General features: G+C 65.2%; 1 protein-coding gene (cut by a window edge). It reads right to left on the bottom strand.

Going from position 1 to position 14,754, the window contains the following annotated elements:
* A protein-coding gene (locus SE92_RS37425) for a tandem-95 repeat protein (RefSeq protein ID WP_283806808.1) crosses the window boundary here: on the bottom strand, positions 1-14,754 show its 5' end (the start). It extends 16,122 nt beyond the left edge of the window; the window shows 14,754 of its 30,876 coding nt (coding positions 1-14,754); the start codon lies at positions 14,752-14,754; its stop codon lies beyond the left edge, outside the window.

Raw genomic sequence — 14,754 nt, 5'->3', positions numbered from 1 at the left:
CAGCGCATCGTTACCCAGGCCGCCGACCAGACGGTCGTCTCCGATCCCGCCATTGAGCGTGTCGTCACCGGCGCCGCCGAGCAGCACGTCGTTGCCGCCGAGCCCGGAGAGATTGTCGTTGCCGCCGCGCCCGTCGAGGCGGTTCGCGTCGCTCGTGCCGACCATGGTATCGGCAGCGTCCTCGCCAATGTATGACTGATCCCTCAGATCGTTCATCGTCCAGACGGTGCCGTCGGTGAAGGCGATGCTTTCGATGACATTGTTGGTATTGGCGATCACATCGGTGAGCTTGAGCTCCTCGCCCGTGTCGCGAATCCGCAGCACGAAGCTGCGCCCGTCGGGCGAGGTGACCTTGATGTCGCCGGGCGTAACGCCGGCGCCGATCTCGACCCGATCGGCACCGCCGGTGTCGGTGAGCGCATCGCTGCCGTCGCCGCGGCCCCAACGGTAGACGTCGTCACCTTGCCCGCCCAGCAGCGTGTCGTTGCCGGTGCCGCCGACCAGAATATCGGGGCCGTTCGCTCCGGTCAGGGTATCGTCGCCGGATTCGCCGAGCAGCGTAGCTGCGCCGAACGCGATCAGGCTGTCGTTGCCCGCCCCGCCCGCGAGAGTCTCGCCATTGGTGGTGCCAAGGACGATGTCGGCGCCCGCCGTCGGCGTCTTCCATCGTGCCGCGATGTCGGCGAAGTTCCAGACGGTGCCGTTGGCAAAGATGAACTTCTCGATGGCCCTGCCGTCGGTGACCGAGCCGTTGTTGATGGTGATGCGATCGTCGCTATTGCGGAATGTGACGACGAGCGTCGAGGAGTTTCCGACCAGCGCGACCCTGACGTCCGCCGGATCGATGCCGGCGCTGAATTCGATCTGGTCGGTTCCATTGGCGTCGGTGATGGTGTCCTGACCGTCGCCGGCCGCGAAGCGATAGACGTCGTTACCCTGGCCGTCGACCAAGGTGTCGTTCCCCTTGCCGCCGATCAGGATATCGTTGCCGGCATCGCCGTTGATGGTGTCATTGCCGCCATTGCCGTTGAGCGTGTCGCTGCCGTTGCCCCCGGAGATCACGTCGTCACCGGCACCACCGCGGATGAGATCGTCGCCATCGAGACCGGACAGCACGTCGTTGCCGATCGCGGTGCTCGCGACCGCTTGCGTCCGCGTGAGGCTGACATTGTCGAGCGAGGCGCCGACGCCGTCCTGGTTGCCGGTGCCGCGGAAGCTGAGCTGGTTGGTGCCCGCGGCTGCCGTCACCAGCACGCTGGAGCGCACCATCGTCGTGCCGGTATTGTTGAAGCTCGCGACCACCGTGCCGTTCCACAGCACATCGAACGAGCCATTCCAGTCCCAGGTCCGGTTGGCGTGGTCGAACTGCACCAGCAGCGTCTCGCCCTCGGTGAGACCGGTCACGTCCTGTGCGATCTGCACGTTAGTGCCACCGGTGCCCGTCCCGTCGAGATCGAGCCAATAATTGCCGTTGGTTGCGGTGACACCGTTGTAGCCTGACGTGATCTGCTCGATGCCGAGTGTGGTCGCCGGCTGCGTGCTGTTGACCCGGGTCCAGCCCGGCAACGTCGTTGCCGAATAGCCCCAGCTTTGCGGGCTGGCGTCCGCGGCAAGCTGCTCGAAGCTGCCGTTGACGATCAGGTTGGGGCCCACCGGCTGCCATTGCACCGATCCGCCGCCGTTGATGTCGTCCGCCCCGGCCGTGCCGGTCAGGGTGTCGCTGCCGGCGGTGCCGACCATCTGTGCGCCACCGGCCGAACTCACGAGCGTCGGCCGGTTCGAATAGGTCAGCCGCGCCTCGATGTCGGCGGCGCTCCACACCGTGCCATTGGCGAAACGGACCTGCGAGATCACGGCGTCGTGGGCGTAGCGCGAGACCCAGACGCGATCCTCGGTGCCTGCAATGGACAGATAATAATTGCCCTGGAGATCGGAGGCGTCCGACAGGACGCTCACCTGCGTCGGGTCGATCGTCGCGTCGAACTCGATGACGTTTACGTCCGCGCCGTACACGGAGTCGTGGATCCAGTCCTCGCCAAAGCCGGCAGAGAAGCGATAGGTATCGCCGCCGAGACCACCATACAGCTGATCGGACCCGGTCCCTCCGACTAGGACGTCGGCACCGGAATTGCCGTCCAGATAGTCGTTGCCGCCGCGCCCTTCGATGACGTCAGCGCCGACCGAGCCGTAGATGCTGTCGTTGGTGGCACCTCCGACCATCGGAATGCCGCCTTGATAGGGATGCTCGATCAGGCTCCAGCGCGCCCTGATGTCGTTGGAATTCCAGACCGTGCCGTCGGCAAACGCGATGTCGAAGTCGGCAGAGCCGAAGCCGCCGCCCCAAATGATGCGGTTCTCGGTCCCCGCGACGCGCAGGATCACGTCGGCATAGGTAATGTCGCCGTTATAGCCGGCCTCGTGCTCGATGATGATGTCGCTGGACGAGATCGAGGAGTCGAAGACGATGTGGTTGACCTCGGAACCCCACTCGTAGATCTGATCCTGACCGAAGCCCGCCGAGAAGCGGTAGGTGTCGGATCCCTGGTTGCCTTGCATCTCGTCGTCGCCGGTGCCACCTTCGAGAATGTCGTCGCCGGTAGAACCGTTGAGGACGTCGTCGCCGGCAAAGCCCTCGAGGGTGGACGCGACGCCGTAATTGGCCTCGAGCTTGTCCCAGCCACTGGTTCCGAGAATGTCGGTGCCCTGATCGCCCTGCAGCTGGACACCCGGCCACGGCGCGGCAAGCGATGCCATGTCGTCATACGTCCAAATCGTGCCGTCTGCGAAGTGGATCTCGGTGGACTCATGGAGCCCGTTCAGCATGATCTGGTCGGTGCTGCCGTCGATGGTCAGCAGCATGCTCGGCGGGTAACCGTCTCCTTCGAACGTGAGATGGACATCCGCTGCGGCAATCGTCGCGTCGAACTCGATGACGTCGGTGTCGTCCGCGTAATATGGGGTGACGTAAACCGTGTCCGAGCCAAATCCGGCCGAGAAGCGGTAGACGTCGTTGCCATATCCCCCGTCCATTTCGTCGTGACCGGCGCCGCCGATCAGGATGTCGGCGCCGTCACCACCTTGCAGGACATCGTTGCCGGCGCCGCCGACGATGGTTTCGTTTCCGGCATCGCCGTAGATTTCATCGTCGAAGGCCGTGCCGTTCAGAGTCTGATCGGTCGCGTCGCCCTGGACGAGGCTGCCAGGCAGTGCCACCGCCGCCGCAACGAGCTGGTCACGGGTCCAGATCGTCCCGTCGTCGAAACGGACTTCATCGACGCCGACGGTTTCATCGACATAGCCGCCGCCGATCGTGATGGAATCGTCCGAGTTGACCGACCTCAGGATCAGGTCGCCGGACTGCGAGAAATAGACCGCGATGTCGGCGACCGTGATGGTCGAATCGAACACGATCGCGTTCGCCGAGCTTCCGTCCCGGAAATCACTGACGTAGTCGTTGCCGAAACCGCTTGAGAAGCGATAGATGTCTGAGCCGGCATCGCCGATCAGGGAATCCCGGCCTGCGCCGCCATCGAGGACGTCGTCGCCTTCCGCACCCCAGAGGTCGTCGTTGCCCGTGCCGCCGATCAGCGTGTCGTTGCCACCGCCTGCAGCAAGGAAATCGCTGTCCGCGGTGCCGACCAGCGTATCGTCCGAGACCGCGCCTTGGATGCGGATGCCCGGCGTCCCCACCGCGGCGTTGACGATGTCGTCCAGGGTCCAGGTCGTCCCATCCGCGAAGCGGATGCCGGCAATGCTTTGGTAGGGATCCGTCGCCAGCGTATAGCGGACTTCGATGATGTCCCCGGTGCCTTTGACGTGCACCAGCAGATCGTCGGTGAGGCCACCGCCCTCGTAGAGATCGTAGGGGCGCAGCACCTCGATATCGGCCGGTGTCAGGCTGGAATCGAATTCGATCCAGTCGAGCCCGACGTCGCCCGTGGAGATGCTGTCGTGACCGAAGCCCGCCGAGAACCGATAGACGTCGGCGCCCGCGTCACCAGACAGGAGGTCGTTGCCGGCACCGCCGGCCAGGATGTCGGCGCCGTCACCGCCGTAGATGCGATCGTTGCCGCCGCCACCGAGCAGATTGTCGTCGGTGCCGTGGCCTTCGATCAGGTCGTCCTTCGCCGATCCGATCAGAGGATTTGGAATCGGCATGTCCGACGGGGAGAAGGAGCGGTCGTTGCTGGAGAGGCTGACCGCGCGGGCCAGCATCTGCTGCCTGTCGAGCACGGTGCCGTCGGCAAAGCGGATCTGCTGGATCGCATCGAGATCGGCGATCGTGATCCGGTCGTCGCTGCCGGCAAAGCGCAGCCGGGCCTGACTGAAATCGGAATTGCCGTTGCCGTCGGTAAAGACGTCGGCTTCCAGGACGAAATCATCGATCGAGAGCGAGGAATCGAACACGATGACGTTGTTGCTGCCGTTCGACGTGTATTCCTGGATCGTGTCCTGGCCGAAGCCGGCCGAGAATCGATAGGTGTCCGCGCCGGCATCGCCGGCCAGCAAATCGTTGCCGGTGCCGCCAGTCAGGACGTCGTTATAGGCGCTGCCGGTCAGCTGGTCGTAGCCGCCGCGACCATCCAATATGGCGCCCGTCGTATAGGTTGACGCATTGAGCAATTCGGCGGCATTAGTCCCGACGATGCCGTTGCCGACGACTGCCGCGATCTGGGTCAGGCCACTGCGGTCGTTGGCATCGGCCAGCGCGAGCATGCCTGTGAAGTCGAGCGTGCTGCCGTCGGCGAAGCGCAACTGCTCGACCCGGCTCCAGTCCGTATCGAGGTCGCGCTGGATGGTGATCCTGTCCTCGGTGCCCACGATGGCAATGATCAGGTCCTGACCGTTGCTGGCACGCGCGAACGAAAGGTCGGTGGCGGTGATTCCGGCCCCGAACAGAATCGTGTCGTTGCCGTAATTCCAGTCGCTGATGATGTCCTGGCCGTCGCCCCGGTTGAACACATAAGTGTCGTTGCCGTTGCCGCCGCGCAGCCAGTCGTTGCCGGTGCCGCCGATCAGGATATCGTCGCCGTCGCGGCCATCGAGGATCGTGTCGTTGCCGGCGCCCCCCGAGATCGTGTTGGCGAACTGGTCGCCGGCAAACGTGTCGTCGCCGCTGGTCGGCGCCAGCGAGCGGTCGAGCAGCTGCGCATAGCTGAGGGTGCTACCGTCGCTGAAGCGCAGCAGCTCGATCCGGTTGAAATCGGCGCTGACGCCGCGCTCGATCGTGATCTTGTCTTCGGTTCCCGCGATGGCGATAATGAGGTCCTGGCCGCTGTTGCCTTGCGTCACCACCACGTCGGCGGCCGTAATTCCGGCGCCGAGCTGGATCGTGTCGGTGCCGTAATTCCAATCGCTGATGGTATCCTGACCGTCACCCCGGTTGAAGACATAGGTGTCGTTGCCGCTGCCACCGCGCAGCCAATCGTTACCGACCCCGCCAATGAGGGTGTCGTCGCCTTCGCGGGCATCCAGGATCGTATCGTTGCCGACTCCACCCGAGAGCGTGTTGGCAAACTGGTCTCCCGCAAACGTGTCGTTGCCGGCCGTTGGCGTCAGCGATCGGTCGACCATCTGCGTGTAACTGAGCGTGCTGCCGTCGCTGAAACGCAGCTGTTCGATCCGGTTGAAATCGGCGCTGAGGCCGCGCTCGATCGTGATCCTGTCGCCGGTTCCGGCGACGGTAACGATGAGGTCCTGGCCGCTGTTGCCTTGCGTCACCACGACATCCGTGGCCGTGATGCCGGCCCCGAACTGGATGGTGTCGGTGCCGTAATTCCAGTCGCTGATGGTGTCCTGACCGTCGCCGCGGTTGAACACATAGGTGTCGTTGCCGCCGCCGCCGCGCAGCCAGTCGTTGCCGGTCCCGCCGGTCAGGGTGTCGTTGCCGTCGCGGGCATCCGCGAAGGTGTCGTTGCCGGCCCCGCCGGACAGCGTGTTGGCCGCGTTGTCGCCGTTGATCGTGTCGTCGCCCCAACCGCCCTGGACCGGCGTTGCACCGCTGGCGGTCAAGGCCTGGTTGGCAACCACGGTGAACGCGGCACCGGCAAAATTGACGCTGGTGAGGCTGGCCGGCGAGACGTTGTCCAGGCGCAACAGCAGCCGGGCGTCGGCAAAACTCTGCGTCCCCTGCTCGGCGAAATAGATCAGCGTGTCGGCGCCGACCGCGCGCGCCAGCAACGTTCCGGACAATCCCTCGGCAATGGCGATGTCGAGACTGTCGCCGGCATCACCGCTCTTGAAGTTGGTGACGACGTCAACGCGGTCGCCCCACCGCGAGAGCGGCACGAAAACGTCATAGGTGTTTTGAGCGGCCGCACCGGCGAGCTCGCGCGCGAACAAGCCCGAGCCGATCTGCTCGATGGTGCCGACCGTCGCCGGGTCGGCGCCGGCCCCTTGCAGGGTGGCGACCGAGAGAATCTGGACCCGCTGATCGTTGGTTGCACCGCCCGTCGCCGCGCCGAAGCCGTACCAGACGTCGGAATCGCCTCCGAACAGGCTGCCGACGACATCGTAGGTCTTGCGCCCGATCAGCGTGCCATCGACGCTGTAGCTGAAGGTCTTGCTCGCCGCGTCCCAGCTGATGACGACATCGTGCCAGGCCGCGTCCTCGAGCTGGCTGAAGTCGTGCCGGGGATCGAAATTGTCGTCGCCGGTCTGGCCGTTGACGACGAACTGGCTGAAATCGGTCGCCTGTCCCCAGGTGTCGAAAATGATGCCGAACGAGCCGGAGACCAGCGCGCCCATGCCGCCGCCGCCCGATCCGGTCAGCTCGCTCGCACTCTTGTTCTGGACGGCGAAGGACAAGCCGTCGGCGCCGCCCTCGTTGGCGCCGAAGAACATCTTCGTGGTCCAGACCACGTTCTGTGCGAGGTCGATGCTGCCCCAGACCGCGCCGGATCTGCTGCCGGCTTCGGGGGTCAATTGATAGGTACCGCTACCGAGCTCGCTGGCGGAGCCGACCACGGCAAGGCCGGTGACCGGCCGCGAGACGGCATCGTAGCGGGCAAGGCCGATGGTCGCGGAGCCCTGCGATCCTCCACCGCCTCCGCCCGAGCCCGCGCCTGCGAACACCGGTGCAGCGAACGGATCGGACGACGAATTGCTCGGATGCAGCACGTGCTCGGCCGCATCGGGCGTGAGTGCGCGCGAGAGCAGCGTCGCCGCGCTCCATTGCGTGCCGTCGTTGAACCGCACGACATCGATCGGCGGCGCGCTTGCCGTGGCCTGGCCGACGATCGTCAACCGGTCGTCGCTGCCGACGAAGCGCAGCACGAGATCATTGCCGTCCCTGACCACGACGACGTCGCTGGGCAGGATGCCGCTGTTGAGGCGCAGCGTGTCGCTGGAGCCGGTTGCGTTCGCGGCCTCGTGGATCGTGTCGCGGCCATAGCCGCGGCCGAACACGTAGGTGGTGTCGCCGATGCCGCCGGCGAGCACATCGTCGCCCGCGCCGCCGTCGAGGGTGATCGAGACATCGAGCTGCGGACCGAAATCGATCGCGTCGGCGCCTGCCCCTGTTGACGCGGCTGCGTGGGAGACGATGTCGGCGAGCTGCCAGACCGTGCCGTCGGCGAATTCGAACTGCTCGATCCCATAGTTGGTCGCGCTATTGCCGGCGCGGAACATGTCCTTGAGCGTCAGACGGTCGTCGCTGCCGACGAGGCCGATCACCAGGTCGTTCGGCCCGACCGAGAGGAAGCGGATATCGCTCGGCAGGATACCGGCGGCGAAATGGACCTTGTCGACCTTGGACGCGTCGCTGGTCTCGGCATCGGCGATCGTGTCCTGCCCGTCGCCGCGCGCGAAATAATAGAGGTCGGCGCCGCTGCCGCCTTCCGAGAGATCGTAGCCCTTGCCGCCGGTGATGACGTCGGCGCCCCTTCCGCCCTCGATATGGTCATTGCCGAGGCCGCCGGAGATTGTCGAGCCGATGTCGGGATTGGCGAGATCGGAGGGAACGATGATATGGTCATCGCCGTCGGTCGATGCGATCGAGGCGGCCAGAGTGTGATAGCTGAGGCTGCGGCCGTCGGCAAAGACAACCTTCGCGATGACCGGATCGATGTCGCCGGCGGGATCGACCAGCGTGACGCGGTCGTCAGTGCCGTTGATCGACAGCGCGATATTGCCAGCGGCATCCCGGCTCGCGACGATGTCCTCCAGCGCGATCCCGGCGCCGAAGACGAGCGTTCCCTTGCCGTCGCTCGAGCCGTTGCTCTCGATGCGATCCTGCCCGTCGCCGCGTCCGAACCGGTAGACGTCGTCGCCGCCGCCACCGATTATTACGTCATCGCCGGTGCCGCCGCTGAACGTCTCGCTGCGCGCGGAGCCGACGATGCGGTCGTCCTGCCAAGTCCCGGAATCGGCCGCCATGTCGCGGAGCTGGTCGAGCGTGAACGATGTGCCGTCGCCGAAACGAACTGCGTCGATGCCGTTCCAGCCCCAGCCGTAGCGCAGCACGATCTGGTCGGTTGAATCGGCAAAGGACAGCACGAGCTCGTTGCGCGCCGGGTCGATCTGCGAGACGCGCAGCTCGTCGGGCCGGTAGCCGGTGATGGCGAGCGTGTCGTTGCCGGAGGCGTCGTCGATCACGTCGCGGCCGTCGCCGCGCGTGAAGTTGTAGGTGTCGTCACCGCCCCCGCCGCTCAGGAGGTCGTCGCCGGCACCTCCGGCGATGACGTCCGCGCGACCGCTGCCGACGATGATGTCGCTTCCCGCGCTCGATTGCCCGGCAATGGCCGCCTGCACCAGCGCCGCACCGTTCCAGGTGACGCCGTTGGCGAATTCGATGTTCGGCAGACTGCCGTTGCCGAGCGCGCCCTTGACGATCAGCTGGCTGCCCGACGAGAAGGAAACGATGAGGTCGGTCGAGTCGGTCGCGACGAGCCTGACTATGGCATCGCTCGAGGCGTAGGCCTCGAGCACGACGGTCGCGCTGGTCACGCCAGCGGGCATCTCGACGCTGTCGATGCCTTCCGAGGCGCCGATGACGACGCGCGAGTCCTGGGCCAGGATGAGGCGGTCATGGCCAGCGCCCGGATGCAGCGTGCTGGCGGCCGGCAACTCTCTAAGATCGACGAAGTCCTGACTGGCGTTCGACAGGCCGTCGCGGATGATGCCCCGCACATCCTCGATCGACAGCGTGGTGCCGTCGGCGAAGACGAAACTCTCGACCGGCCTTGCGCTATAGCCGGACAGGATGGCGAGCCGGTCGGTGCCGTTGCCGATCGAGATCAAGAGATCGCCGTCGATGTTGCTGAAATGAACGAGGTCGGAGGTGATGCCTTCGCCGAACACGATCTTGTCGACGCCGCCTGCGTCATCAACGCTGTCGCTGCCGTCACCGATGCCGAACTTGTAGGTATCGTTGCCGAAGCCTCCCTCGAGCGCGTCCTGGCCGGCCCCGCCCGACAGCGTGTCGTTGCGGCTGTCGAATCCGATCAGATGATCGTCGCCGGCGGTGCCGGTCAGCATGCGGTCGATGATGGCTTCAATGGACAGAATCCGCCCGTCGGCGAACTCGAACTGCTCGACGCGGCTGGTCGACAGACCGTTGACGATGGTCAGGACATCGAGCCCGCTGCCGAGGTCGATGACGAGATCGTTGCCATTGCGGCTGACGACGATGTCCTCGAAGCGAACGGAGGCGCCGAACACCACGCGATCGACGATGCCCGCATTGTCCGGCCGCTCGATGATGCGATCGAAGCCGTAACCGGCCGAGAACGCGTAGGTGTCGGCGCGGTTGCCGCCGTAGAGCGTGTCGTCGCCCTGGCGCCCGTCCAGCACGTTCTCCTGTTCGAGCAGGCCGGTAATGACGTTGTCGCCGCGGTTGCCTCCCGCGATCTGGAGCAATTGCTCGACGTCCGAGATCTTGATGGTCGATCCGTCGAAGAAGCGGAACAGCTCGACGCCGTCCTCGGCCTCGCGGAACTGGTTGCGGATGCGCAGCGTGTCGGTACGGCCGGTGATCGAGATCAGGAGGTCGTTGCCGTCCTTGGTGAAGACGACGTTGTCGCGGGTGATGCCGCCGCCGAACTCCACCACATCATCGACCGGCACGTGCACGCCGCGCCGGTCGGACCAGCTCGCGCGCACGCGGCGGTCGACGATGACGTCCTGTCCGTAGCCCGCGTCGAACTTGTAGGTGTCGCCGCCGTCGCCGCCGGTCAGCGTGTCGTTGCCGCCGCGTCCGTCGAGCGTCTCGGAGAAATTCGAGCCGGTGATGGCGTCGTCGCCATTGGTCCCGACGAGATCGATGTCTTCCGGATTGACGTCGAGGAACGACACCGTGCGGTCGGTGAAGACCAGGCTCTCGACCGCGTAGGTCTGACCATCGTCGCGCACATATTGGTTTTCCAGCACGAAGCGCTGGCCGGTGGCGCGGACCGTGATGATCAGATCGAGCGCGGTGCGGGAGAAGTCGACGTCGGTCGAGGCGATGCCGGAGAGAATGACCTGGTCGTTGCCCGAGCTGTCGAGGATGGTGTCGTTGCCCTCCCCGACCGCGACGTAATAGACGTCGTTGCCGCCGAAGCCGACCAGACGGTCGTCGCCGGCGTCGCCGTCGATCGAGTCGGACAGCTCGTCATAGCCGTAGATCGTGTCGTTGCCGGCGGTCTTGGCGATGTCGATGTAATGCTGAGCCAGCTTGAATCCGGTCCAGACCGTGCCGTCGCCGAACTGGATGTCCTCGATGACGTTGATGAAGCCGAGGATCGGAATGGTGGCGAGGAAATCCTGCAGCACGATCTCGTCGGTCGTGCCCTTGATGCGCATGCGCAGCGTATCGCTGGCGCCATCGCGCAGGAAGTCGAGATCGGTCCAGCGGATCTCGTCGACGAACTGCAGCTTGTCGTGCTGCGGCGGATCGAACAGGCCGGGAATGGAGTTGTCGAGGACGACGTCGCGGCCGTATCCGCGGCCGAAGATGTAGGTGTCGTCGCCCTCCTTGCCGGACAGGAAGTCGTTGCCGGCCCCGCCGTCGAGTGTGTTGGCATTGATCATGCCGTAGATCGCGTCGTCGTTCGCGGTCTTGGCGTTCTCCAGCACCTTCTGGACGATCTGCGTGAAGTCCATGCTGGAGCCGTCGTCGAAGACGAAACGCTCGATCAGGTTCGGTGCGACATAGTCGAGCCCGTCGCTGCTGCCGAGCGCGTCGGAGAACAGGCCGAGGCCGGTCTTGATGCCGGCGAACTGGCCCTTGATGACGAGCGTGTCGCCGGTCGGCTGGCCGTTGTCGTCGAGGAACACGATCTGCAGATCGGGGCTTTCGCCGTCGCGGATCAGCTTCAGGTTCTCGAGCTTGATGCCGCCCTTGAAGCTGAGGACGTCGATGCCAGCCTTGACCGGCCCGAACGAGAAATTGCCGAGGTCGTCGATGACGTCCTGGCCGTCGCCGGCCTGGAAGACGTAAATGTCCCCGCCGGCGCCGCCGCTCATGTAGTCGTTGCCCTTGCCGCCCCAGAGGATGTCGGCCGAGCCCGAGCCGATCAGGCTGTCGTTGAACTGGCCCGCGGCACGCTCCCTGTCGAGCACCTCCATCGACATGCGGAAGCGGTCCCAGGCGACGCCGTCGGCGAACACGATGGCGCTGACGCCGGAATCGGCCCGTTTGCCGTTGCTGAGGAGCTCGTTGTTCTCGCCGAGGAACTGGTCGGTCAGGCGGATGGTGTTTGTGCGGCCGCGGATCTCAAGGATCAGATCTTCGCCGTCGCGGATCGCCTTGACGTCGGTCGACAGCACGTCGGTGAGGCGCAGCTCGTCGCTGTCGCCGACGTCCTTGTCATCGATGACGTCGTCGCCCGAGTTGCGCCCGACGAAATAATAGTCGGCGCCTTTGCCGCCGCGCAGGGTCTGGTTGCCAGCGGTCATGTAGAAATAGTCGGTCGCATCGGTGCCGTTGACGATGACGTCACCGGCCGTGTGGGTGATGATGCGCTCGTCGCTGATCCCGAGCGCGTGCGCGACGCCGCGGATGTCGAGGTCGACGCCGACGGTTTCGAAGGCCGGCAGCATCATCTGCATGATGAAGGCCTGGTTCACCGAGAGCGTGGAGCCGCCGAGATTGCCTTCGCCCGAGGGGTGATAGTCCGGATAGACCTGCGCCAGGATGCCGTTCCACTGCGCGAGGTAGTCGAACACGGCATCATTGGAGTTGCTGGCCGGCGCGCCCGCAAAGATCGCCTCGAACATCGGGGCGAGCTCGCGGTTGGTCGTCGGCTTGTAGCTGTCGGAGGCGAGATCGTAGCTGAGGCCGCGGAAGAAGTCCTTGAGGCCACCCTGCATCGCGATGCGCACCGCATAGCGGCGCGAGGTCGCGATGTACTCGGTCATGACCGGCTGCAGCATGTCGATCATGGTCGCGATGCCGGAGACGTAATGCGCCGGATCGGTCGACAGATTGGCGCTGCCGCCAGGCCCGACGGCATAGGCGATGTGCCCGGTCGCGTTGTCGAGCTGCGCCGTCAGCATCTCGGGGCGGAAATCGATGCCGCCGAGCGAGGTCGCGAAGTGGAACTGCGCCGGCGTCAGCATCTCGACGCGATAGGTGGAATTGTCGGTCGAATTCACCTCGTCGAGCGTATCGAAGTCGATCGCGTAATTGCGCAGGTTGAATTCGCGGCTGTCGCCGGTCTTCCATTCCAGCTGCAGCGCACGGTCGAGATTGCGCGCCCAGACATAGAAGGTGCCGTCCTGGTCGGTCACCTTCACCGTGTAGTCGACCGCGATGCCGTCGGTGAAGCGCACGCCGATCTTGTCGACGGGGAGATTTGCATAGGGATTGAAGCCGAGCTGCTCGGTCCGCCACTCGGTGCCGGTGGGATGGGCGAGCGCGAGGATGGCGTCCTTGCTGGCGTAGCTGGTGGCGGCATCGGAGGCGAGCTTCCAGCTGCCGTCGGCCTGCTTGATGCCGTAGTCGAGGATGACCGCGCGCCCGTTGACGACGCTCATCAGATAGGGCGCGGCATCGCGATCGGTCAGCGCGGCGTCGCGGTCGGACGGCGACCAGGTCTGCTCCACACGCCAGGTCACACCTGACGCGGCCGCCTGCGCCAGTACGTCCTCCATGGTGGCGCGCGCGATCGGCTGGCCTTGCGCGTTCAGTACCGGCGCGCCGGAGGCGAGCGTCCAGTAGCCGCCCTGGCCGTCCTCGACATAGACGCCGCGGTCGAGCAGCACGGCCTTGCCACCTGCGTCGGTGCCGACCAGCACCGGCGTCAGCTCACGCGTCTGCTCCAGCGCCTCGCCCCAAGCACCGAGCACGTCGCCGACCTGCGCCACCAGCGTGCGCAGCTTCGGCGTCGTCATCGCCGCCGCCGTGGCCGTCACGAGCTCGCCGAACGAGATGTCGTTGGCGGCAGCGACCGCCAGGTTGGTCACCCGCCCAAAGCCCTTGACGTCGAGCGTCGAGCCCGACTGCCAGGCCGCGTGGCCGGCCTCGCCGGCATATCTGGTGTCGGTGTCGTTCGAGGCCAGGATGGCGTCGAACATGTGCCTGACGGCGCCGCTCTGGAATGTGATGTCGCCGACGCCGGTCAGCCGCGCGCCGTCGGGCGTGGTGATGTCGATCGCGGTGGCGCCGAGATCGATGCTGACGATGCCGAGCTGATCGAGCGTCTTCAGCTCGCCGGCATCGGTGATGCCGTCGCCATCGAGGTCCTGCCATACCCTGAGTTCGGACCACAGCACGTCCGCGGCCGTGATCTTGCCGTCGCCGTTGGAATCCAGCGTGGCGAGCTGCGCAAAGCCGGATTGTCCGACGCCGCCGAACATCTCCGAGATGTCATCGATCCCGCCATTGCCGTTGAGGTCGCGGACCAGGAAGCCGTCGTTCCCGCTGAGCCAGCCCGTGCGCTCGGCGAACAGGTCGTGGTCGATATCGAAATAGACCTGGCTGACTCCGAGATCGGTCGTCTCGATGCCGTCGCCATCGAGATCGATCACCAGCGGATCGGCGCCGTCCGCCCATTTCATGCCCTTCGCAAAACGCGTCGCGGCGGCGCTGAGGGTCACGGCCTGATCGATGAGGGTATTTCCGCCATATTGGGCGGCAATCGCAATGCCGTAGATCCCGAGCAGCGGCTCGAGCATCGTCATCAGATCGGCGATCGGATTGGGCGCCTTGAACACCATGCCGAAGGTGCCTTGGCCGGTGAGCTCCCCCTGCTGGAAGCCGATGTAGCTGCCGACGAGATCGAAGTTCTCGATCTTCATCCAGCCTTTCAGAATGCCCTGCGCGTCCAGCGCCTGCTGCGCCTTGTAGGCGTCGCTCGCGGTGCCGCCAATGACAGCCGTGAAGAGCTGGTCGAACTGGTTGGTGACGTACATGTCCAGCCCGCCGCGGGAATTGGGCCGGAACGCATAGGTCATCCACGGCAGCAGATGATCGAAATAGATCGACTTCGCTGGATCGTATTTGCCGCCGTTTGCAGCAGCCGTTGCGAGGAAGTTGGTGTAGCCGACGACGGCACCAACGCCGCCGAATGCGGCGAGACCGGCGATGCCGCCCTCGGCGTTGCCGCCAGTGAGAGTCAGTCCATAGAACTTGAGGAGGTCGTGGTGCTGCGCGTCCTTGACGATGGTGTTGGGCGAGTACCAGATATTGTCGGCGTTGGCCTCCGTATCTTCGACCTTGGTCGGTGTTGTCTTGGGCGTACCGTCCGGATTGAGGATTGGATTGCCCTGAGCATCGAGAACGGGCTTTTCGTAGGTCCCGCCGACGGTGTCGCCCCAGATGATTCCGCCCAT

The organism is Bradyrhizobium sp. AT1 (assembly GCF_001590795.1).
In the GTDB taxonomy this organism is placed as follows: domain Bacteria; phylum Pseudomonadota; class Alphaproteobacteria; order Rhizobiales; family Xanthobacteraceae; genus Bradyrhizobium.
The sequence above is the reverse complement of the archived record's forward strand: the minus strand, read 5'-3'. Positions and strand labels throughout refer to the sequence as shown.